Consider the following 22,025-nt stretch of genomic DNA (forward strand, 5'->3'; position numbering starts at 1 on the left):
GTCAAGAATGCCGTTGAAGATGGGATGAGTGGCTCACGCCACATCGGATCGACGCTTCTCGAGGAGTGCCCATGCCAGCCACCATCAACACCTCCGACTACCTGATCGACCAGGCCAAGCGCCGGCTGACCCCGACGCTGAACAACATGCCCGGGTTGGGCGCGGTGGAGAAGCGGCTGCGCGATCACGACTTCAAGCAGTTCGTGCTCGCCGAGCCCCCACCCGGCAGCGGCCTGAAGCCCGTGATGGGTGACTCGGGCGTACCGATCCTCGGCCACATGATCGAGACGTTCCGCGGCGGCCCGGAGTATCTGCTGGAGGTCTACAAGAAGTTCGGCCCGCTGCACTACTCCTACTCGCCGGCGCTACCCGCCGTTGTCGCGCTGGGACCTGACGCCACGCAGGCGGTGTTCTCCAATCGCAACAAGGACTTCTCTCAGAAGGGCTGGGATCCGGTCATCGGCCCGTTCTTCAACCGCGGCCTGATGATGCTCGACTTCGAGGAACACATGTTCCACCGCCGGATCATGCAGGAGGCGTTCACCCGCTCCCGGCTGTCCGGGTACATCGAGCACATCGACCGGGTGGCTTCGCACGTCATCGCCAACGACTGGGTGGAAAACGATCCGCGATTCCTGTTCTACCCGGCAGTCAAGGAGCTGACGCTCGACATCGCCTCGGTGGTGTTCATGGGCCACGAACCAGGCAGCGACAAGGAACTGGTGACCAAGGTCAACGACGCCTTCACCATGACCACCCGGGCCGGCGGCGCCATCATCCGCACCGCACTACCGCCGTTCAAGTGGTGGCGTGGGCTACAGGCGCGCAAGGTGCTCGACAGCTACTTCGAGGAGCGGGTCAAGGAACGGCGCAGGGCCGAGGGCACGGACATGCTCACGGTGCTGTGCCACACCGAGGACGAGGACGGCAACAGCTTCAGCGATCAGGACATCGTGAACCACATGATCTTCCTGATGATGGCCGCCCACGACACGTCCACGTCGACGCTGACCACCATGGCCTATCACCTGGCCGCCAACCAGGACTGGCAGGACCGGTGCCGTGACGAATGCGATCGCCTGGGCGACGGACCGCTCGATATCGAGGCGCTGGACAAGCTGGAGACCTTGGACCTGGTGATCAACGAGTCGCTACGCCTGGTGACCCCGCTGCCTTTCAACGTGCGTTCGACGGTGCGCGATACCGAATTGCTGGGCCATTTCCTGCCGGCCGATACCACCGTGATCACCTGGCCATCGGTCAATCACCACCTTCCCGAGCTGTGGACGGACCCGGAGAGGTTCGACCCGGACCGCTTCGCCGAGCCGCGCAACGAACACAAGCAGCACCGCTATGCCTTCGCCCCCTTCGGCGGCGGCGCCCACAAGTGCATCGGCATGGTGTTCGGCCAACTCGAGATCAAAACAGTGATGCACCGGCTGCTGCGTCGCTACCGGCTCGAGCCCCCGCGCCCCGGCTATCGTGCCCGGCTGGACTACGGCGGCATGCCGGTACCCATGGACGGGATGCCGGTGACGCTGCGTCCGATTTTCTGAGAAAGACCGATTTACCGGGCCAGCCGGTTGGCACAGGCGATCACGGCACGCAACGCCGACTGGGTACCGTCCTCGGCCCAGGCCATCGCCCACTCGTCGCGAGTGCCGTCGGTGCCGCGGATGAACGTGACGATGTCGCGGCCCATCTGCAGCTGGTGAAAGTTCAGCATCTCCAGGCCGAACCCGCGCTGGTAGAGCATGTCGGTGAGCGCGGCGATCGATCCGGTGGCCGTTGCCGACCACACCGCCAGGCCGTCGGCGTGGCGAACGGTGGCAGCGAAACTGCGCACCTGCGGCCCGAAACGCCGCGAGGTGTCGGTGCACTCCCAGCCGATCAGCTCGAGCGGGCCCGCGGTGTGGCCGTAGGCAGCCAAGAAGTCGTCCCAGGACATCTCCCGGGCCTGTTCGCGCAAGCCGCGCGGCAGCGGCGTCAAGGTGTTGGCGGTGAAGGAAAGAGTGTGGATGCTCATGAACCGGTCTTCTCGATCTCGTTGGAGACGACCGACAGGCAGTAGCTTGCGACCCACAGCGGGGGGTCGGTCTGGATCAGACCCCGCTGCGGGGAGCTACTACGAGAATCAAACGACTGGAGAGAGTCCGCACATCGGCGACACTAGCGGCCCACACCAGCACCGCGCAACCACCTTTCCAGTCAGATGAACAGATGTCCCGTCGGGGGGCCTGGGCCGATGTACGCCATGAACCACCCGAGCATGCCCAGCCGCCGACGTCCGCCCGGACATCAGATATGGGCGGGAGCTTCCAGGTACCCCCGAGGTGTCGCCGAAGCTGCCGGCGATGACGTCATCGCCGGTGGCGATCTCCTGATCCCGGTCGACCTGTTGCAAATGATTGAATGTGCCCGTCCACCAACCACTTCCATGGCCATCCGAGTGGGCGCCGGCGTGGAAGTGTTCACAGGCCTGAAGAGCTCAGGTCAGCGCAAAACCCCGCGTCAGGTGGACTGTTCGACGCAGGACGGTCCCCTTCAGGCTAAACCCGTTCACGCTGCGGGAGATGGCAATTGGACACCAAATGTGGCAATCCGGGTGCACGATGAGCAGATGCACGAGCTGGCTCTGTGCCAGGCCATCGCCGGGGTGGTGCGGCCACACGCGGCAGGTCGGCATGTCACCGTGGTCCGGGTGCGGGTGGGAGCGCTGCGCCAGGTGGTGCCACAGTCACTGGAGTTCTGCTGGACTCTGGTCCGCGAGCACGAAAGCATGCCCGATGCCGAACTGGACCTGGAGGTGGTGGCAGCCGAGGTGAACTGCCGGTCGTGTGCGCAGCGCGGCGTCATCGAGTCGCGATGGGCGGTGCTGTGCCCGGTATGCGGTAGCGCCGACGTCGAGGTGGTGCACGGCAACGAATTCCTGGTGACCTCCCTGGACGTCACCTGATCGGAAGCTGAGATGCATTTGAAATCAACGGCGTTCGGCTCTCCACACACGATTGACATCACCGCGCGCCAGGAGTAGAGACGAGAGCAACGCCGCGCAAGTGGGCCGACGGTCGACTCCGGCGGCGCCAGGGGCCCACCCCGCCCCGGAAAGCTGCAGCATGCCCACGGAAGCAGCAGTCAAAGCGGAAGAAACGTTGATTCACGTGCTCTGGATCAACGCGGGTCTCAGTTGTGACGGCGATTCGGTGGCGCTGACTGCCGCCACCCAGCCCACGATCGAGGAGATCGCGCTCGGCGCCCTCCCCGGACTCCCCCGCATCGCCGTCCACTGGCCGTTGATCGACTTCGAATGTGGTCCCGCCGGTGGCGCGGACGATTTCCTCAGTTGGTTCTTCAAAGCCGACCGCGGTGAGCTCGAACCGTTCGTCTTGGTGGTGGAAGGCTCCATACCCAACGAAGACCTCCACACCGAGGGCTACTGGTGCGGGTTCGGCAACGATCCCGCCACCGGGCAGCCCATCACCACCAGCGAATGGCTGGATCGGCTGACACCCAAGGCCACCGCGGTGGTTGCGGTGGGCACGTGCGCCACCTACGGCGGCATCCACGCGATGGCCGGTAACCCGACCGGGGCCATGGGAGTACCGGACTACCTCGGCTGGGACTGGAAGAGCAAGGCAGACATACCCATCGTGTGCGTGCCGGGTTGCCCCACCCATCCCGACAATCTGTCCGAGACGTTGACCTACCTGCTGTACATGGCGACCGGGCAGGCACCCATGATCCCCCTGGACGACGCACTGCGGCCGACGTGGTTGTTCGGCAACACCGTGCACGAGGGTTGCGATCGGGCCGGCTACTACGAACAGGGTGATTTCGCGACCGAGTACGGATCGCCGAAATGCATAGTCAAGCTCGGCTGTTGGGGTCCGGTGGTGAAATGCAATGTGCCCAAACGTGGTTGGATCAACGGTATCGGCGGCTGTCCGAATGTCGGCGGTATCTGCATCGGATGCACCATGCCTGGTTTCCCCGACATGTTCATGCCGTTCATGGACGAACCACCAGGCGGCAAACTCTCTTCGGCGGCATCGGGCCTGTACGGCTCGGTGATCCGCAGCCTTCGCCATATCACCGGTCGCACAGTCGATCACGAGCCCAAATGGCGCCACACCGGTTCCGAACTACTCACCGGCGCCCGTCGCACCTGGTGATCGACCACCCCGCACTACAGAGAGCCCACCTACGATGACAACGATCATCCCCGAGCCGTCACACATGGAGCACGAACCCGGCCAGCTCGTCGAGATGTCCTGGGATCCGATCACCCGGATTGTCGGCAGCCTCGGCATCTACACCAAGATCGACTTCGACAACCAGCAGGTGGCCGAGTGCAAGAGCACGTCGTCCATCTTCCGCGGCTACTCGATCTTCATGAAGGGCAAGGATCCGCGCGACGCCCACTTCATCACCAGCCGGATCTGCGGAATCTGCGGTGACAATCACGCCACCTGCTCCTGCTACACCCAGAACATGGCGTACGGAGTCAAGCCGCCCCACCTCGGCGAGTGGCTGGTCAATCTCGGCGAAGCCGCCGAATACATGTTCGACCACAACATCTTTCAAGAGAATCTGGTAGGAGTGGACTACTGCGAGAAGATGGTCTCCGAGACCAATCCCGGTGTCCTCGCCGAGGCAGAGCACACCTCAGCTCCCCATTCCGATGCCCACGGCTACCGGACCATCGCCGACATCATGCGCGCCCTCAACCCGTTCACCGGGGAGTTCTACCGCGAGGCCCTTCAGGTCAGCCGCTACACGCGGGAGATGTTCTGTCTCATGGAGGGGCGTCACGTCCATCCGTCGACGCTCTACCCCGGCGGTATCGGCACCACCGCGACCATCCAGTTGATGACCGACTACATGACCCGGCTGATGCGCTACATCGAATTCATGAAGAAGGTCGTCCCGATGCACGACGACCTGTTCGACTTCTTCTACGACGCCATCCCCGGCTACGAGAAAGTCGGCCTGCGCCGCACACTGCTGGGCTGTTGGGGTTCGTTCCAGGATCCCGAAGTGTGCAACTTCGCCTACAAGGACATGGAGCGGTGGGGCGACGCGATGTTCGTCACCCCTGGTGTGGTGGTGGACGGCAAACTGGTCACCCACTCCCTGGTGGACATCAACCTGGGTATCCGGATCCTGTTGGGGAGTTCCTATTACGATGACTGGTCCGACCAGGAGATGTTCGTCAAGACCGATCCACTCGGTCACCCGGTGGACCGACGGCATCCGTGGAATCAGCACACCTTCCCCCATCCCCAGAAACGGGATCTCGAGGACAAGTACAGCTGGGTGATGTCGCCACGCTGGTTCGACGGCAAGGATCACCTGGCACTGGACACCGGTGGCGGTGCCCTGGCCCGCATGTGGTCTACGGCATTGGCCGGCCTGGTCGACATCGGGTACGTCACATCGACGGGCCACAGCGTCCAGATCAACCTGCCCAAGACCGCGCTCAAAGGCCCTGTCGAATTCGAATGGCACATACCGCAACACGGCAGCAACACCATCGAACGCAACCGGGCTCGCAGCTACTTCCAGGCCTACGCGGCGGCGGCTGCGTTGCATTTCGCCGAGAAGGCACTGGTGGAGATCCGGGCCGGCCGCACCAAGACCTGGGAGAAGTTCGAGGTGCCCGACGAGGGCATCGGCTGCGGGTTCACCGAGGCGGTACGCGGCGTTCTGAGCCATCACATGGTGATCCGCGACGGCAAGATCGCCAACTACCACCCCTATCCGCCGACGCCGTGGAACGCCAACCCCCGAGACAGCTTCGGAACGCCAGGACCGTACGAGGATGCCGTCCAGGGCACCCCCATCTTCGAGGAGAACAACCGGGACAACTTCAAGGGCATCGACATCATGCGCACGGTGCGTAGCTTCGACCCGTGTCTGCCCTGCGGTGTCCATATGTACCTCGGTGAGGGAAAGTCATTGCAGCGGATGCACTCCCCCACTCAGGCGGCCACCGGAGAATGACAGCCGACGGCCAGTGGCGCCAGGTCGGTGACCGGATCCAGACACTGCTGGATGCGGTGGGTTCGCCGGGTGTCAGTGGCCCCGCAGCACGGGAGCGTGCTGAGCTACTGGTGCGTGAAGTGGTGGGACTCTACGGTGCGGCACTCACGCGCATCCTGGAGCTCAGTGATCCCGACACCGTAGACCGGTACGCCGACGACGAACTGGTGGCCAGCCTGTTGGTGGTGCACGGACTGCATCCGCACGATCTCCGCCGGCGGGTCGACGACGCGCTGCAGCGGGTACGTCCCTACCTGGGCTCACATGGTGGTGACATCGAATTGGTCACCGTCACCGACGATCTCGTGGTGCAGTTGCGCTTCGGGGGAAGTTGCACCGGCTGCCCGTCCTCGGCGGCGACGCTCGAGTTGGCCGTCGAAGACGCAGTGCGATCGGCGGCCCCGGAGATCTCCGGGATCGAGGTAGTCGGTCCGGATGCCGCAACCGGGAACCTGTTCCCAGCGGAATCGTTGTTACGGCAGGTGCATTCCGCCGCGCCCACCCGGTGGCACCCGGTCCCGGAACTCGAGGATCTGGCCGACGGAGAGGTCGGCGGATTCGGCGTGGACGGTGTCGCGGTGGTCGCGTGCCGTGTCGGCGGACAGCTGTATGCCTATCTGGACCACTGTCCGCGTTGTGCCAACGGTTTGGCCGGCGCGGTTCTGCTTCGCCGGGATGACCGCGTACTTCTGCGATGTCCGCTCTGCGACGCCCACTTCGACGTCGTGCGTGCCGGTGCCCAGATCGAGGAAATCGGAATGCATCTGCAACCACTGCCGTTGGTCCAACGCGACGGGCAGCTGTGCGTGGCGTCGGCCGGCCAACCGAGCGGGGTGCCGGCATGAGCACGCCGTATGAAGTACTGTCCCGGATCACCAGCCGGCCGGCCGCGGAACCCGCAGGCCAACGGTGTGAGATGTGTGCCGAACCGGTAGCCGACGAACACCGACACGTGGTGGACACCACCGGCCGGGAGCTGATGTGCGTGTGCCGGGGTTGCCATCTGCTGTTCACCGAACCCGGCGCTGCGTTGCGATACCGGTCCGTCCCCGACCGCCACCTGGCGCTGCCGGGACTGGTCGACGGGCCTGCGCTGTGGGATGCGCTGCAGATCCCCGTCGGACTGGCGGCGTTGTTCCGCAACTCGGCGCTCGACCGGCTCGTCGCCGTCTACCCCGGCCCGGCGGGCGCCACGGAATCCGACCTCGATCTCGCCGCATGGCAGGAGATCGCCGCGGCGGACGCCCGGCTGAGCCTGATGGCCGACGACGTCGAGGTCCTGCTCCTGCGCGCCACACCCGATGGCACCCAGGCTTTCGTGATCCCCGTCGACCGCTGCTACCAGTTCATCGGTGGTCTTCGGCTGCGGTGGCGAGGTTTTGACGGTGGGCAGGAGGTCTCGGCGTACATCGACGGGTTCTTCGCCGACTTGGACCGGCGGGCCGAGGTGGTGCCACGATGACCGCGCTCGGACACGCAGCGTCCTTCGGAGTGCTGGACATCGCACCCGAGCCCTACACGGTGACACCGATGCTCGCGGCCAGGATCGGTGTGGCATTCAGCGCGGACGAACCGGTCACGGCCATCGCCCTGCGGGCCCAGGTTCGCATCGAGCCGTCACGGCGCACCTATTCCGACGCCGAGGCCGCCGGGATGCTGGATCTGTTCGGGCCGCGCCCTCGATGGTCGGACACCCAGCGGTCGTTCCTCTGGATGCACGCGGCCACGATGATTCCCGGATTCACCAGACTCACCCAGGTGACGCTGCCGCTGGCTTGTACCTACGACTTCGAAGTCGCCGCCGACAAATACATGCACGCGCTGCGCGACGGGCTCGTACCGCTGCAGTTCCTGTTCAGTGGAACCATTTTCACCGCGGGTGCCAACGGTTTCACCGTGCACCAGATTTCGTGGGACCGCGAGCATCGTTACAACATGCCGGTGCAGGTGTGGCGTGACCTGATGGCACAGCACTTTCCCGACAGCGGCTGGGTGCGGTTGCACCACGACACGGTCTCGGCGTTGGCGCAGTTCAAGTCAGCGCGCGGGCTGCTCGATTTCGACACCGCTGTCACCACACTCCTGGAGTCAAGCCCGTGAACAGCGATCTCGAAGCCACGCGGGCCGTCGCCGACGCGCTGCTCTACGAGGGCTATCTGCTGTATCCCTACCGAGCCAGCTCGGGAAAGAACCAATGCCGCTGGCAGTTCGGTGTGCTCGGACCACCGGGGGCCGCCACTGCCGGGGTGGGCGAACCGAATTCGCTGTCGGCCCAGTTCCCCGTCTGCGGTGCCGCCGATATGGACGTGACCGTCCGATTTCTGCAGTTGCAGCACCGCCGGGTCGAGCAGCGCACGCAGTCCGGCTACACCGTCGTGGATCGGCTCGAGACGCCGGCGGGCCCGCTGCTCACCTGGGATGAGGCCGTCGAGGTGGAGTGCCGTCTCGACGGGGTCAGCTTGGCTCAGCCGGTTCGTCTGCCGGTGACCGCGCGCGCCCACACCGAGGTGGAAGACGTCGAGGGCGGCCGTATCATCAGGCAGCGCCGCGCCGTGGCGGGCCGGGTGGAAGTCAGCGCGTGCAACCAGGGTCCGGCACAGCTTGTGACCGTGACCGTCCGCAACACGGGGGCGGCTGCCACCAGCAAGAGCGACGCGCTGTCACGGTCGATGATCAGCGCCCACGTGATCGTCCGCCTGCATGCCGGCCGCTTCATCTCCCTGCTGGAGCCGCCTGCGGGGTTGCAACCGCTGGTGGATCTTTGTCGCCAGGACCGCTGCTTTCCGGTACTGGCGGGCAGTCCTGCCTGCGACGACGTTCTGTTGATCTCACCGATCATCCTCTACGACCACCCCGAGATCGCCCCGGAGAGCAGGGGTGCGCTCTATGACGCGACCGAGATCGACGAGATCCTGACGCTACGGGTGATGGCGCTGACCGACGGCGAGAAGGCCGAGGCCCGCGCCACCGACCCCCGGGCCGCCAGAGTTGTCGAGCAGTGCGACGGCATGACTGCGGAGGCCATGCTGGGCCTGCATGGGGCACGGCGAGACATCGACCCTGCGCAGAACTGCGTGATCGTCGACGGAGTGCCTGTGCAAGCCGGCTGCCGGGTCCGGTTGCGACCGACGCGTAGGGCCGACGCCCAGGACATGTTCATCTCGGGTCGAACCGCCAGGGTCACCGCAGTGCACGAAGACCTCGACGGCGCAGTCCACATTGCCGTCGTGGTCGAGGACGACCCCGCAGCCGACCTGCACGACTGGTACGGGCGCTACTTGTACTTCTCGCCCGAGGAGATCGACCCCTTTCCGGAAAGGAGCCCGACATGGAGGTGATCGGTTGGATCGCCACGGTGATCGTCGTCGGCGTGGTGCTGGCGGGCGTGGTGATCGGAGTGCGGTCCATTCCCGACGTCCAGCGTTATCTGAAGATGCGGCGCATGTAGCCGGTGGCACCACGAATCCTGGTGGCCGGCATCGGCAACATCTTTCTCGGAGACGACGGTTTCGGATGCGAGGTGATACGTCACCTCGGTCACCGGATCGACGTTGCCGTGGTGGACTACGGCATCCGCGGGACGCATCTCGCCTACGATCTGCTCGACGGCTGGGACGCACTGGTGCTGGTGGACGCCCTGCCCAACCGGGGTGTCCCAGGACAGTTGCGGGTGTTCGAGGCGGACCACGAGACATTGCCAACCGCAGGCGGTTTCGACACCCACAGCATGGACCCGGGGGCGGTGGTGGCCACGGTGCGAGCACTGGGCGGCTTTTTGCCGCGCACCGTCGTGGTGGGCTGTCAGGTCGGCAGTCTCGGTGAGGGGATCGGACTGACAGCTCCGGTGCGCGATGCCGTTGCGCAGGCGGCAGTCACCGTGACGTCGGTGGTGGAGATGCTCTGTGAGGAGCTGGCATCGGCGGAGAATCCCTGATGTGTCTCGGTATTCCGGGTCGGGTTGTCAGCATGGTCGCAGGCCACGGCGGCCAGCTGGCCGTTGTCGACGTCGCGGGCCGGCAGCGCACGGTCAATGTCGGGATGCTGCCCGAGGAGACGTTCTCGCCCGGCGACTGGGTGATCATCCACATGGGCTTCGTGGTGGAACGCACCGATGAGACCGGTGCACAAGAAGCGTTGGCCGGCCTGGAGTTGCTGCGGTCGGGCACCGAATGGCCACAGCCACCATGAGCATCGAGGCGTTCGCCCGATATGCCTATCCGCCCAACGAGCTGGGATACTGCGGGCCGCCGGACGCGCAGGCCCTCCTGCGCGCCCACCCCGATGCGGTTGGGCATGCCGAGGCATTCACCGGAGCGTGGCCGTACCTGGAGCTGATCGCGGCGGCTGCCGGGCTGCCGCCTCTGCACCCGGAGGTGTCACGAACCTATTGGGTCGGTGGGCCGCTGCTTGGCGCCGTGGATGGTGCGGTGCTGCTCGGCCATCTCCGTACCGCGATGGCGGGACAACCGACCGGACTGCTCGACGCACTCGACGACGAGGTGGATCTGCTGGCACATCACAGCTTTCACGTCATGGTTGTCTACCCGTGGATTCGCTTGCTGCGGTCGGGTCCGGCCACGCCGCTGGGAATCCTGCAAGCCTGCCGGATCCGCTGGGGCACGGTGGACGAGGTGGACGGCGACACGGTGGTGATCGATTCCGCGCCTCTGGAGTTCGACGGCGAACGCCTGCTGCTGGGTGCTGTGCGCCCCGAAACCGTGCGCTGGCGCCGCGGCCAGACGTCACTGACACCGCAACCTCGGCGCGGGCAAGTGGTCAGCGCGCATTGGAACTGGATCTGCGACACACTCGACCAACCACAGCATGACGAACTGGCTACGGCAACCAAGACCACTCTGGGGCTGGTCAACCGGCTACTGGCCAGTGGGGCCGCCGGCCCGCGGGAGAGGCGGCTCAGCGAACAATTGCAGGATGCGGCACCCGCGGCGACCCCAACAACTCGCGGTGCGAAGCCGGTCGTCGTCCCCCCTCGTCGGTGATGCCATAGCGCTGCGCCAACTCGGCGCCGATCACCGTCTGTCCACTGAGCCCGGCCAGCTCCGGATCCTGGTACATCGCATTGATCAGATGCCCTGTGAACTCGGGAGTTTCGGCGTGCTGGGCGAAATCCGCGAGGCCATCGGGGTTGCCGTCGAAGGCCCGGTGCATCTTCTCGGTGAGCAGGATGCCCATCCAGATGGACACCGTCGATACTCCGGTGCCGCGAAGGTCGACCGCCATGTCCGCTACGAGTTTGTCCACTCCCGCCTTCTGAGCGCCATATGCGGGGCCATGCATATAGCAGACCGATCCGGGTGACGAGGTGAACACGATGAGTCCGCTGCCCTGGGCCGACATCAGCCTGGCGGCATGCCACGACGCGACATATCCCGATCGCAACCCCACGTCCAGGACGTCGGCCATCTCGAGGGGCTTCTCCCAGAACGGCGCCGGATCGGTCAGCCGGGCATGGACGGCGGCGGCGTTGTTGACCAACAGGTCCAACCGCCCCGACTCCTCGGCCACCATGGTGAACAGCCGGGCCACCGCAGCGTCGTCGCCGTGATCGACACGCACCGGCACCCCTTCGCCGCCGGCATCGGAAACCTGTTGCGCGGCAGCCTCTATGGTGGTGCGCCTGCCCGACGCAGCATCGGTGCGTCCGGTGACATAGACGCGCCACCCCGCTGCGCCGAGGGCCGCGGCGATACCGCGGCCCGCTCCTCTGCTGGCACCCGTTACCAATGCGGTCTTCGTTGGCATATCTTCGCCTAATCGAGCAGTCTCCGCGCCACATTGGTGCTCACCAGGTCCAGCAGTTCGTCGGCACGGCCGGCCATGATGGTCCGAATGGCGTACAGCGAGAAGCCCTTTGCCTGCTCCACCGTGATCGCCGGCGGGATGGACAGTTCCTGGCGGGCGGTCACCACGTCGATCACCGCGGGCCCGGGATGAGCGAAGGCGTCACGCAATGCCGTCTCCAGGTCGCCGGGCTGTTCCACCCGGCGACCGAACATACCCATGGCCTGCGCCACCGCCGCGAAGTTCGGGTTCTCCAGGTCGGTTCCGAAGTTCACGATCCCGGCCGCCTTCATCTCGAGTTCGACGAAGTTGAGCGATGAGTTGTTGAAGACCACGACCTTGACCGGCAGCTTGTTCTGCATCAATGTGATGAGCTCACCGAACAGCATCGTCAGTCCACCGTCACCGGCGAAGGCCACCACCTGCCTGCCGCGGTCGGGCGTCTGCGCACCGATGGCCAGCGGCAGCGCACAGGCCATGGTGCCGTGGTTGAAGGATCCGAGCAGTCGTCTGCGGCCGTTCATCTGCAGGTAGCGCGCCGCCCACACCACCGGCGACCCGACGTCGACAGTGAACACCGCGTCATCGGAAGCCAGCTGGCTGGCAAGCGCTGCAAGGTATTCCGGCCGGATGGGCGCCTTGTCACGGTCGTTGACCGCCAGTGCGTCCAGCGACTTGCGGGTCTTGGCGTAGTGGTGCAGGCACCGCTGCAGATGGGTGCTGTCGGACTTGGGCGCCAGCAGAGGCTGCAGCGCGGCCAGGGTGTCGCCGACATCACCGACCAGCGCGACATCCACCGGGGTACGACGTCCGATCTGGCGCCCACGGATGTCCACCTGGATGACGGTGGCGCCTTCGGGATAGAACTGCTGATACGGAAAGTCGGTGCCCAGCATCAACAGCACGTCGGCTTCCTTGATGGCCTTGTACCCCGAGGCGAACCCGAGCAGGCCCGTCATGCCGACGTCGTAGGGATTGTCGTACTCGACGTACTCCTTGCCGCGCAGGGCGTGCACGATGGGTGCCTGCAGAGTGTCGGCCAGTCGGATCAGGGCGTCGTGTGCGCCGGCCGCTCCCGCTCCGGCCAGGATGGTGACATTGGGTGCGCTGTCGAGGATCGCGGCCGCCTGAGTCAGTGCGGTGTCATCGGGACGCACCATCGATTGTGTGGGCAGTACGGCCGCGCCCCAGGGCGACTCGTCTGCCTTGGCGGAGAACACTTCACCCGGCACCACCACCACGGCCACGCCGTTCTCCTCCACGGCGGCCCGCATGGCCATGGCGAGGATGCGCGGCAGCATCTCCGGTGTGCTCACCAGTTCGCAGTACACGCTGCACTCTTTGAACAGGTCTTGCGGGTGCGTCTCCTGGAAGTAGTCCGAGCCGATCTCGGTGCGCGGGATGTGCGCTGCGATCGCCAGCACCGGAACCCGACTGCGCTGGGCGTCGAACAGGCCGTTGATCAGGTGCAGGTTTCCCGGCCCACAGCTGCCCGCACAGACGGCCAGCTGTCCGCTCAGTGCGGCGTCGCCGGCCGCGGCGAACGCTGCGGCCTCCTCGTGGCGGACATGTTCCCAGGTGAAATCGGGTGCACGCCGGATCGCGTCGGTCAGACCGTTCAGACTGTCGCCGGGCAGGCCGTACATGCGGCGCACACCGCTGCGCTGCAATGTCGAGATCACATGATCGGCAACCGTCGCCATTCGCCAGACTCCTCACTTGGTAGCCCTACCCGTCCCGGCTGCCAGCGTAGCCACCCTCACCGGCAGGACAGCGCTTCCAGGCGCCGATGCGCAGCGATTGCGTGTCCGGGTTCTGCTGCTGTCATAGATTCTTCACCGCCGCCGCCGGGCTGGCGCCGCCCGACGCGGGTAGCTTGACTCCCATGGCTGCTCCCGCGCCCGGATCGCGGATGTTGGGCGGTATCGCGGCCGCCGCGGTCGCCCTCGGCGTCACGCAACTGGCCGCCGTACCGCTGGGTTCGTCTGCCGACGCCCGCAACGCCGTCGGATCCGTCGTCATCGACCTCACGCCAGGCCCGGTCAAGGAATGGGCCATCCAGACCTTCGGCACCTCGGACAAACTGTTCCTGGCGGCCGCGGTGCTGGCCGTCATCGCGGTGATCGCGGCGCTGACCGCCGTCGCCGAGACCCCTCGGCGCCCGGTCGGCAGCATCGCGATCGGGTTGGCCGGGGTCGCCGGCTGCGTGGCGGTGTTCTCCCGGGCCGACGCAGGCCCGTTCGACATCCTGCCGACGGTACTGGGCACCGCCTGCGGTATCGCGGTGCTACGCCTGCTGACCTCGGGCCGGGTCGCCGACGGGGTGCGCAGACCCGGGGATGCGGTGGATGTCGACCCGGGACGACGACTGTCGCTGGTCACCATCGCTTTCCTGGGCGCCGGTGTGCTGTCGGGGGTACTGGGCGCCGTCTTGACCCGCCGTGTCCATTCGGTGGACCAGGATCGCGCGACCTTCACCGCACCACGGCCGCGGACGCCGGCGCCACCCATCCCGCCCGAGGTGCAACCCGCGGGTGTGCAGCTGCCCAGCTTCGTCACCGGCAACAACGACTTCTACCGCATCGACACCGCGCTGAGCGTGCCCCAGCTGGCCCGCGAGGACTGGCAGTTACGCATCCACGGCATGGTCGACCGGGAGATCACCTTCTCTTTCGACGATCTGGCCCGGTTCGAGGTGGTCGAGAAGGTGGTGACACTGGCGTGTGTGTCGAATCCTGTTGGCGGCGACCTGATCTCCAACGCGGTGTGGACCGGTTACCGGGTCCGCGACCTGCTGGCGGAAGCGGGGATTGACGCGGAGGCCGACATGGTGCTGTCCACCTCGTCGGACGGTTTCACCGCAGGCACTCCCGTCGAGGCTCTGACCGACGCCCGCGATGCGCTGCTGGCCGTCACCATGAACGGCGAGCCATTGCCTGCGCGCCACGGTTACCCGGCCAGGCTCGTGGTGCCCGGGCTGTACGGATATGTTTCGGCGACAAAATGGGTGGTGGATCTGGAACTCACCCGCTTCGACCGGGCCGAGGCCTACTGGACCCGGCTCGGCTGGGCGCCACGCGGCCCGATCAAGACCGAGTCCCGCATCGACGTCCCACGCAGCGGCCAGGAGGTCCCACCGGGGGCGGTGACCTTCGGTGGGGTGGCGTGGGCACAGAACCGGGGTGTGCGTGGGGTCGAGGTGCGGATCGACGGCCCGGCCGGACAAGGCATCTGGCAACCGGCGGAACTGGGTGCCAGCTATTCGGGTGAGACGTGGCGGTTGTGGAGTTTCCCCTGGCAGGCCACCACCGAGGGGCTGTACACCATCACGGTTCGGGCCACCGACAACACCGGCGAGACCCAGACCGAGGAGCAGGCTTCGGTACTGCCCGACGGGGCGACGGGCTGGCACGAGGTGTCGTTCTCGGTGCGGTGAGTGTGTGTCGGACCCCCGTGCCAGTGTGGACACCATGCTGATCGCCGATGTCGCCGCCGCCTCCGCTGCCGTGGGCGCCATCTCGGCGCGGCTGGCCAAGACCTCCCGCATTGCCGAGTTGCTACGCCTGTGCGACGTCAGTGATGTGCCGGTGGTGGTCTCATGGTTGTCCGGCGAGCTGCCGCAGCGCCAGATCGGGGTGGGGTGGGCTGCGCTGCGGTTGTTGCCGTCGCCGGCCGAGAACCCGAGCCTGACGGTGGCCGAGGTCGACGCCGCGTTCACCGAGATCGGTGCCATGTCGGGCAAAGGCTCTGCGGCCCGCAGGTCCGCCGCCCTGGCCGAGCTGTTCGCCCGGGCCACCGACACCGAGCAGACGTTCCTGCGCAGGCTGCTCGGTGGTGAGCTGCGCCAGGGTGCGCTGGTGGGCGTGATGGCCGACGCCGTCGCCAAAGCCGCGGACGTGCCCGCCGCCCAGGTGCGCCGCGCCGCAATGCTGGGTGGCGCGTTGCCGGCCGTGGCAGCGGCCGCGCTCTCCGGCGAGGCCGACGCGTTGGCCGGATTCACGCTGCAGGTGGGCCGCCCGGTGGGCCCCATGCTGGCGCAAACCGCCAACGGCGTGGTTGAGGCACTCGAGAAGCTGAGCGGTACAGCGATTTTCGAGGCGAAGCTGGACGGGGCCCGGGTTCAGATCCACCGCGACGGCTCCGAGGTCACGGTGTACACCCGCAGCCTCGATGACGTCACCGCCCGGCTGCCCGAGGTGGTCGAAGCCACGCTGGCCCTGCCGGCCACGTCGCTGATCGCCGACGGCGAGGCCATCGCACTGCGCCCAGACGGTCGTCCGCACCGATTCCAGGTCACCGCATCCAGATTCGGTAGGGCTGAGCGGGCCGACCAGCCGCTGTCGGTGTTCTTCTTCGACCTGCTGCACCTCGACGGTCAGGACCTGCTGGACCAACCGGCCTGCGAGCGGGCCGCTGCGCTGGCCGCACTGGTTCCGCAGGAATTCCGGGTCGACCGGCTTGAGACCACCGATCCACAAGCGGCACAACAGTTCCTGGACCGCACCTTGGCTGCCGGACACGAAGGCGTGATGGCCAAGTCCCCCACCGCCGCCTATGAAGCCGGCCGCCGTGGTGCGGGCTGGCTGAAGGTCAAGCCGGTGCACACCTTGGACCTGGTGGTGCTGGCCGTCGAATGGGGTTCGGGTCGGCGCACCGGCAAGCTGAGCAACATCCACCTGGGCGCCAAAGACTCTGCCGGCGAAGGATTTGTCATGCTCGGCAAGACCTTCAAGGGCATGACGGACGCCCTGTTGGACTGGCAGACCGAGCGTTTCCTGGATCTGGCCGTTGGCGCGGTCGACGGTCATGTGGTCACGGTGCGGCCCGAACAGGTCGTCGAGATCGCCTTCGACGGCGTGCAGGGTTCCACGCGCTACCCCGGAGGGATGGCCCTTCGCTTTGCCCGCGTCGTCCGGTACCGCGATGACAAGCCGGCAGCGGAAGCCGACACCATCAACACGGTGCGCGCGCTCTACGAACGAGGACAGTGAGCCCTATTCCGTTCACCGGCCCGGCGTGTCGCACAGTGCAGTCTTGATCACACTTGGGCACGGTTGTCAGGGACACCTGTGGCGGTGGGGTAGGCTGGTGTCAACGCCGGTCGGGTTCGTGGGCCGGTACGTCGTGGAATGCAGGTCAGCCCTAGGATGCTCGTCATCCACCCGGCGACACGTGCAAATGCACCAGCTCTTCTCGCGGCGATCGATTTTGCCCACCGGCAATCTCGCCACTGTCTGTTGTGCAACGGCTGCAACTTGTCTGCCACCACGACATACCTGATGCCTGAAAGGCACCAACCCCAATGAGTACGTTTTCCGACTTCGGAGTCAACGCTGCGCTGGTCAAAGCACTGGCCGACCGCGGAATCACCGAGGCCTTCCCCATCCAGGCCAAGACCCTGCCCGACACCCTGGCCGGGCGTGACGTGCTGGGCCGCGGCAAGACCGGCAGTGGCAAGACGCTGGCGTTCGCGCTGCCGCTGGCCAGCCGGCTGGCCGGTGGCCGCACCCGCGCCGGTCGCCCCTCCGGCTTGGTCCTGGCCCCCACCCGTGAACTGGCCACCCAGATCACCGGCACCCTGCAGCCCCTGGCCGCCGCCAACGGCCTGACCGTCACCACCATCTTCGGTGGCGTCTCGCAGAGCCGTCAGGTGAGCGCGCTGCGCGGCGGCGTCGACATCGTGGTGGCCTGCCCGGGCCGCCTCGAAGACCTGATGCGCCAGCGCGAGATCAACCTCGACTCGGTCGAGGTCACCGTCATCGATGAGGCCGACCACATGGCTGACCTCGGCTTCCTGCCCGGCGTCACCCGCATCCTCGCCGCCACCCCCGCGGGTGGGCAGCGGTTGCTGTTCTCGGCCACCCTGGACAACGGCGTGGACAAGCTTGTCAACCGGTTCCTCAATGAACCGGTGCTGCATTCCATCGATGAGGCCAACTCTCCGGTGGCTGCCATGACCCACCACGTCTTCCACGTGTCGGGCGTGGACGCCAAGAAACGTCTGGTGCATCAGCTGGCGTCGGGCACCGGCCGCCGGATCCTCTTCATGCGCACCAAGCACCAGGCGCGCAAGCTGGCCAAGCAGCTCACCGACTCCGGTGTGCCTTCAGTTGACCTGCACGGCAACCTCTCTCAACCGGCTCGTGACCGCAACCTCGCCGCGTTCAGCTCGGGCGCCGCCCGAGTGCTGGTGGCCACCGACATCGCCGCCCGCGGCGTGCACGTCGACGACGTGGAGCTGGTGGTGCATGTCGACCCGCCGATGGAGCACAAGGCTTATCTGCATCGTTCCGGCCGCACGGCGCGTGCGGGTAGCGCAGGCGATGTCGTCACGCTGGTGCTGCCCGAGCAACGCCGCGACACCCAGGCGCTGCTGCGCAAGGCCGGTATCAGTGTCAAACCCGAAGAGGTGGTACCGGATTCGGCATCGGTGCAGGCGCTGGTGGGCGAGGTCGCGCCGTATCAGGCTCCGGCACCCCAGGTGGAGCAGACTCAGAGCCAGTCCCGGCCCGCCCGAAACCGTGGTACCGGCAACGGAGTACGTCGTGGCGGTCAGCCCGGCCGCGGTCGCACCCAGTCCACTGGTCGCAACCAGTCCGCCGGGCGTGGCCAGTCCAGTGGTGGTGGCCGTAGCCAGCACGGTGGCCGCAGCAACGCGGCGCGCAGCCGCTAAGACGCCTCGGCCAGAGCGCGCGGTTCCAGGCGAACCGCGCGCTGATGGTTTTCGGCGATGCACGTGGCGGCGAAAGCCTCGATGGGACATGCACGCAACCCTGAGGCGACGTGAGCCACCGGCAGCCCGTCAGGTCCCGCTGCCCGCGGGCCGTGGATTGCGGTCCAGCCCAGGCCGGCGCGGTCGTCGGGAAAGGTGACCACCACCGCGTCGTCGGGAGCCATCTGATCCAGCACCGTGGCCACCGGGTCCTCCGGTTCGGCCAGCACCACCACCGCTTCGACACCGGAAACGTAGGTGCGGATCTCGTCCTGCACGTCTCCTGACTCCAGCAGGCGCTGCAGGAACATCCGGTCGGTGAGCCGGTCCCGGTGCACGGCACCCACCTTGCTGCGCACCCACATCCCCGCCACCTTGGCTTCGACGTGTTCCACCACCGGAGGCAGCTCGTGCCGGTCGAGATTCAGCAGTTCGGTCAGCTCCGCACGGTAGGACACCCGAGCCTCGGCCAGCGTGCTGGCCACTCCGACGCACCGGCCCGGTATCGACCGGTAGCTGATGGACGGCTCGAGCAGAGGTCGCGGGGAACGAGCGGCCGAAGAGATCGAGCCAACGTCCTTGGATTCCTCAGAAAGCGTCCGGAAGACGACGTTCTCGGTGACAGACATGGGACCTACCTTGCAGAGGCGACCTTCAGGAGTTCGAATCCCTTGCCCCGCAGGGTCAAGGTGAATTTTCTGCCCCCGGGCAGGAACAGTTCCACCCGGGTGCTTTCGGCAGGTTTCCGGTTCTGATTCATGCCGGAGCCTCCTTCTTGCGTTCTGTCTTGCGTTGCAACAGCACGGCGAGCGTGAGCACCACCAGAGCGCCCGCGGCCAGCACTGCACCTGCGGCCGCGGGTGCGGTGTAGCCGAATCCAGCCGCGATCACCACGCCGCCGATCCACGCTCCCGCGGCGTTGGCGACATTGAGCGCGGAGTGGTTGAGTGCGGCAGCCAAGGTCTGGGCGTCGGCTGCCACATCCATCAGTCGGGTCTGCAGGGCGGGCGCCATGGCGGATCCGCTGGCAGCGATACCGAACAGCAACAGCAGCGCCGTCCACGGGTTGTGGGCGGCCAGCACGAACAGTGCGAGCATGACTCCCAGCGAAGTGATGGTCAGATACAGACTGCGGATCACCGAGGCGTCGGCCAGACGTCCGCCGACGATGTTGCCAACCACCATGCCCGCGCCGAACACCATGAGCGCCAACGGAACCAGGCCGCGTGACATTCCGGCCACGTCGGTCATCGTGGTGGCCACGTAGGTGTAGACGGCGAACATGCCGCCGAACCCGACCATGCCGATGGCCAGCGCCATCAGGACCTGGGGCCGCTTCAGTGCGCCCAGCTCGGTCAGCGGGCTGCTGATGTGACTGTTGCCGAGCTCGGGCAGCCAGGCCCAGATAGCGGCCAGCGTGAGCAGTCCGATCGCCACCACCAGAGCGAAAGCGCTGCGCCAGCCCAGTCCTTGACCCAGCCAGGAAGCGACGGGCACGCCGACGACGGTGGCGATGGTCAGTCCGGTCATCACCTGCGCCACGGCCTTTGCGCGACGCGTCGGGCCCATCATCCGGGCGGCGACCAGCGCCGCCACCCCGAAGTAGGCCCCGTGCGGAAGGCCGGCGACGAAGCGGGCCGCAATCAGCGAGTAGTAGTCCGGCGCCAGCACGGTCGCCAGGTTGCCCAGGGTGAACACCGCCATCAGGCTCAACAGCAGAACCCGGCGGGACAAATGGGTGGTCAGCGCGGCGATCACTGGGGCGCCGATCACCACCCCCAGCGCGTAGGCGGAGATGACGTGGCCCGCGACGGGCTCGGAGATGTGCATGCCTGCGGCGATGTCAGGCAGTAGTCCCATCGCGACGAACTCGGTGGTGCCGATACCGAAGCCGCCGAGTGCTAGCGCGAACACCGCGAGCCGCAGCACGGGTGGCGGCGGTGCGACGACGGCTTTGGACGCCGGCGGACGGGGAGCAGTCAGAGTCACGGTCAACTTTCGTGTGCGGCGGGCGTGGAGCGGGAGACCCGAGGCCTCAGGTGGCACTCGCCGCGTTGCAGAGCGCCCTGTCGACACGAGGATATCGAGACTTCAGGCATAACCCCAACCGACTTTTGTCTTTTTAAGGCAGAAGTGACGATCATTACAGCCCTTGCTGATCATTTGTTCAGCTTGTTTAGATGGTTGTCACCACACTTTTACGCAGTACTGCCCGGTAGGAGTCGAACTATCCGTAGATCGCGCACCGCGCCACGATCCTCAGGAACGCCGGCGAGCTCCGGCGAGATCTTTGCGCTGATCCGCGACGGAGTGGCTACCACCCGCTCCGACATCCGCCGGATCACCGGTCTGTCCCGTACGGCGGTCGCCGCGCGGGTCGCCGACCTGACCGACCGCGGCCTGGTCATCGAGCGTCAGGACGGCCTGTCCACCGGCGGCCGGCCGCCGACCCTGCTCGCATTCAACGAAAACGCAGGCGTGGTCCTGGCCGCTGCCATCGGGCGCAGCCGGACCCACCTGGCAGTGTGCAATCTCGCCGGGCGCATGCTGGCCGTCACCGATATCGACGAGCACGTGGGCGTCGGCCCCGACCAGTTGATGCCACAACTGGTCAAGCGCCTCGAGGCGTTGGTCACCGACGCAAGCCTGCACCCGTCATCGGTACTCGGTGTCGGCGTCAGCCTCCCCGGCACCGTTGACCAGGAGCGCGGGTGCAGCCTCGATTCACCGGTGATGAACGGTTGGGACGGTGTGCCGCTGGCACCGTACTTCCGGGATCTCACCGCCGCTCCGGTACTGGTGGACAACGACGCCAACGTGATGGCACTGGCTGAACGCCACGGCGACTACCGCGGCGTCGACGACCTGGTGCTGCTCAAGATCTCCACCGGCCTGGGTGCCGGCATCATCTCCGGCGGGGTGTTGCAGCGCGGCGCGGTGGGTGCCGCCGGCGAGTACGGGCACAACAAAACTGCTGCGGCCCAAGATCTCCCGTGCCGTTGCGGTAGCACGGGCTGCCTGGAAGCGGTGGCCAGCGGCTGGGCCTTGGTGCGAACATTGCGCGATCAGGGGCATGACGTCGGTCACCTGCGTGATGTGGTCGACCTGGCCAACCGTGGCGACGCGGAGGCACGTCGACTGATCCGTGAAAGCGGACGCCTTGTGGGCGAGACGGTTTCGCCGCTGGTGAACGTTCTCAACCCTGCGGTACTGGTGATCGGCGGCGACATGATGGGCGCCTACGACCTACTGGTCGCCGGACTTCGTGAGGCGTTGTACGGCAATGCCACCGCCCTGGCCACCCGCACGTTGCAGGTGGTACCCGCGGCGCACGGTGAGCGGTCGTCGGTGATCGGCAGCGCCGCTTTGATTCTCGATACCATTCTGGACTCGGACGCCATCGACAGCGCCCTGCAGTCCAGCCGCTGAGACTCCGGACAATCAGCACCACCCGTGCAGCAGAGCGCGC

General features: G+C 66.5%; 22 protein-coding genes. 16 read left to right on the forward strand and 6 right to left on the reverse strand.

The window, feature by feature from the left end; translation table 11 throughout:
- The first annotated feature begins 71 nt into the window (after positions 1 to 71).
- Positions 72 to 1,556, forward strand: a complete 1,485-nt coding sequence (locus BVC93_RS00600; RefSeq protein WP_083735468.1) for a cytochrome P450 — start codon at positions 72 to 74, stop codon at positions 1,554 to 1,556.
- Positions 1,557 to 1,567: 11 nt separating this feature from the next.
- Here BVC93_RS00600 and BVC93_RS00605 read toward each other — a convergent pair whose 3' ends face one another.
- Positions 1,568 to 2,026, reverse strand: coding sequence for a hypothetical protein (locus BVC93_RS00605; RefSeq protein ID WP_083735469.1), 459 nt, complete (start codon positions 2,024 to 2,026; stop codon positions 1,568 to 1,570).
- Positions 2,027 to 2,620: 594 nt separating this feature from the next.
- On the opposite strand from BVC93_RS00605, the gene BVC93_RS00610 reads away from it, so the two are divergent.
- The 11 genes from BVC93_RS00610 to BVC93_RS00655 all read left to right on the forward strand — a co-directional run bounded on the left by BVC93_RS00610 (position 2,621) and on the right by BVC93_RS00655 (position 11,042).
- Positions 2,621 to 2,956: a hydrogenase maturation nickel metallochaperone HypA gene (locus tag BVC93_RS00610; protein ID WP_083740698.1), complete on the forward strand. Its 336-nt coding sequence runs from the start codon at positions 2,621 to 2,623 to the stop codon at positions 2,954 to 2,956.
- A gap of 160 nt (positions 2,957 to 3,116) precedes the next feature.
- Complete coding sequence (locus BVC93_RS00615) at positions 3,117 to 4,172, forward strand: hydrogenase expression protein HypE (RefSeq protein ID WP_083735470.1); 1,056 nt, start codon at positions 3,117 to 3,119, stop codon at positions 4,170 to 4,172.
- A 34-nt stretch (positions 4,173 to 4,206) separates the two neighbouring features.
- Entirely contained in the window at positions 4,207 to 6,003 is a 1,797-nt protein-coding gene (locus BVC93_RS00620; protein ID WP_083735471.1) for a nickel-dependent hydrogenase large subunit, read from the forward strand.
- Positions 6,000 to 6,887, forward strand: a complete 888-nt coding sequence (locus BVC93_RS00625; RefSeq protein WP_083735472.1) for a NifU family protein — start codon at positions 6,000 to 6,002, stop codon at positions 6,885 to 6,887. Before BVC93_RS00620 ends, BVC93_RS00625 begins: the two co-directional genes overlap by 4 nt.
- Complete coding sequence (locus BVC93_RS00630) at positions 6,884 to 7,504, forward strand: DUF5947 family protein (RefSeq protein ID WP_083740699.1); 621 nt, start codon at positions 6,884 to 6,886, stop codon at positions 7,502 to 7,504. Before BVC93_RS00625 ends, BVC93_RS00630 begins: the two co-directional genes overlap by 4 nt.
- On the forward strand, positions 7,501 to 8,142 hold the full coding sequence (locus BVC93_RS00635) for a DUF6084 family protein (RefSeq protein WP_083735473.1): 642 nt from the start codon (positions 7,501 to 7,503) through the stop codon (positions 8,140 to 8,142). Before BVC93_RS00630 ends, BVC93_RS00635 begins: the two co-directional genes overlap by 4 nt.
- Entirely contained in the window at positions 8,139 to 9,380 is a 1,242-nt protein-coding gene (locus tag BVC93_RS00640) for a hypothetical protein (RefSeq protein ID WP_083735474.1), read from the forward strand. The genes BVC93_RS00635 and BVC93_RS00640 overlap by 4 nt, the downstream gene beginning before the upstream one ends.
- Positions 9,371 to 9,490 carry a DUF6893 family small protein gene (locus tag BVC93_RS34675; RefSeq protein ID WP_442929001.1) on the forward strand — a complete coding sequence of 40 codons (120 nt, stop codon included), beginning with the start codon at positions 9,371 to 9,373 and terminating at the stop codon, positions 9,488 to 9,490. Before BVC93_RS00640 ends, BVC93_RS34675 begins: the two co-directional genes overlap by 10 nt.
- A gap of 3 nt (positions 9,491 to 9,493) precedes the next feature.
- Complete coding sequence (locus BVC93_RS00645) at positions 9,494 to 9,976, forward strand: hydrogenase maturation protease (RefSeq protein ID WP_083735475.1); 483 nt, start codon at positions 9,494 to 9,496, stop codon at positions 9,974 to 9,976.
- A complete protein-coding gene (locus tag BVC93_RS00650; protein ID WP_083735476.1) occupies positions 9,976 to 10,230 on the forward strand; it encodes a HypC/HybG/HupF family hydrogenase formation chaperone in 255 nt (84 codons plus the stop codon). The genes BVC93_RS00645 and BVC93_RS00650 overlap by 1 nt, the downstream gene beginning before the upstream one ends.
- Positions 10,212 to 11,042, forward strand: coding sequence for a DUF6390 family protein (locus BVC93_RS00655; RefSeq protein WP_236950193.1), 831 nt, complete (start codon positions 10,212 to 10,214; stop codon positions 11,040 to 11,042). Before BVC93_RS00650 ends, BVC93_RS00655 begins: the two co-directional genes overlap by 19 nt.
- Here the strand turns inward: BVC93_RS00655 and BVC93_RS00660 are convergent.
- Both BVC93_RS00660 and poxB read right to left on the reverse strand, forming a co-directional pair.
- The gene (locus BVC93_RS00660; RefSeq protein ID WP_083735477.1) at positions 10,957 to 11,805 is read right to left on the reverse strand and encodes an SDR family NAD(P)-dependent oxidoreductase; all 849 of its coding nucleotides are present in this window, start codon (positions 11,803 to 11,805) and stop codon (positions 10,957 to 10,959) included. The two genes, BVC93_RS00655 and BVC93_RS00660, sit on opposite strands and share 86 nt — an antisense overlap.
- A gap of 8 nt (positions 11,806 to 11,813) precedes the next feature.
- The gene (gene poxB / locus BVC93_RS00665; protein WP_083735478.1) at positions 11,814 to 13,547 is read right to left on the reverse strand and encodes a ubiquinone-dependent pyruvate dehydrogenase; all 1,734 of its coding nucleotides are present in this window, start codon (positions 13,545 to 13,547) and stop codon (positions 11,814 to 11,816) included.
- A gap of 182 nt (positions 13,548 to 13,729) precedes the next feature.
- On the opposite strand from poxB, the gene BVC93_RS00670 reads away from it, so the two are divergent.
- The 3 genes from BVC93_RS00670 to BVC93_RS00680 all read left to right on the forward strand — a co-directional run bounded on the left by BVC93_RS00670 (position 13,730) and on the right by BVC93_RS00680 (position 18,517).
- The gene (locus BVC93_RS00670; RefSeq protein ID WP_083735479.1) at positions 13,730 to 15,280 is read left to right on the forward strand and encodes a molybdopterin-dependent oxidoreductase; all 1,551 of its coding nucleotides are present in this window, start codon (positions 13,730 to 13,732) and stop codon (positions 15,278 to 15,280) included.
- Positions 15,281 to 15,314: 34 nt separating this feature from the next.
- Positions 15,315 to 16,835: an ATP-dependent DNA ligase gene (locus BVC93_RS00675; RefSeq protein ID WP_083740700.1), complete on the forward strand. Its 1,521-nt coding sequence runs from the start codon at positions 15,315 to 15,317 to the stop codon at positions 16,833 to 16,835.
- 311 nt (positions 16,836 to 17,146) lie between these two features.
- Complete coding sequence (locus BVC93_RS00680) at positions 17,147 to 18,517, forward strand: DEAD/DEAH box helicase (RefSeq protein WP_083735480.1); 1,371 nt, start codon at positions 17,147 to 17,149, stop codon at positions 18,515 to 18,517.
- Here BVC93_RS00680 and BVC93_RS00685 read toward each other — a convergent pair.
- From BVC93_RS00685 to BVC93_RS00690, 3 genes are read right to left on the reverse strand one after another with little or no spacing between them, the layout of a single operon-like run.
- Positions 18,514 to 19,185, reverse strand: coding sequence for a hypothetical protein (locus tag BVC93_RS00685; RefSeq protein ID WP_083735481.1), 672 nt, complete (start codon positions 19,183 to 19,185; stop codon positions 18,514 to 18,516). The two genes, BVC93_RS00680 and BVC93_RS00685, sit on opposite strands and share 4 nt — an antisense overlap.
- 5 nt (positions 19,186 to 19,190) lie before the next feature.
- The gene (locus BVC93_RS34475) at positions 19,191 to 19,316 is read right to left on the reverse strand and encodes a hypothetical protein (protein ID WP_257788983.1); all 126 of its coding nucleotides are present in this window, start codon (positions 19,314 to 19,316) and stop codon (positions 19,191 to 19,193) included.
- Positions 19,313 to 20,545 carry an MFS transporter gene (locus BVC93_RS00690; RefSeq protein WP_083735482.1) on the reverse strand — a complete coding sequence of 411 codons (1,233 nt, stop codon included), beginning with the start codon at positions 20,543 to 20,545 and terminating at the stop codon, positions 19,313 to 19,315. Before BVC93_RS00690 ends, BVC93_RS34475 begins: the two co-directional genes overlap by 4 nt.
- Positions 20,546 to 20,866: 321 nt before the next feature.
- On the opposite strand from BVC93_RS00690, the gene BVC93_RS00695 reads away from it, so the two are divergent.
- Complete coding sequence (locus BVC93_RS00695) at positions 20,867 to 21,985, forward strand: ROK family protein (RefSeq protein WP_236950194.1); 1,119 nt, start codon at positions 20,867 to 20,869, stop codon at positions 21,983 to 21,985.
- The last annotated feature ends 40 nt before the right edge of the window (positions 21,986 to 22,025 follow it).

This window comes from Mycobacterium sp. MS1601 (assembly GCF_001984215.1).
Taxonomy (GTDB): Bacteria; Actinomycetota; Actinomycetes; order Mycobacteriales; family Mycobacteriaceae; genus Mycobacterium.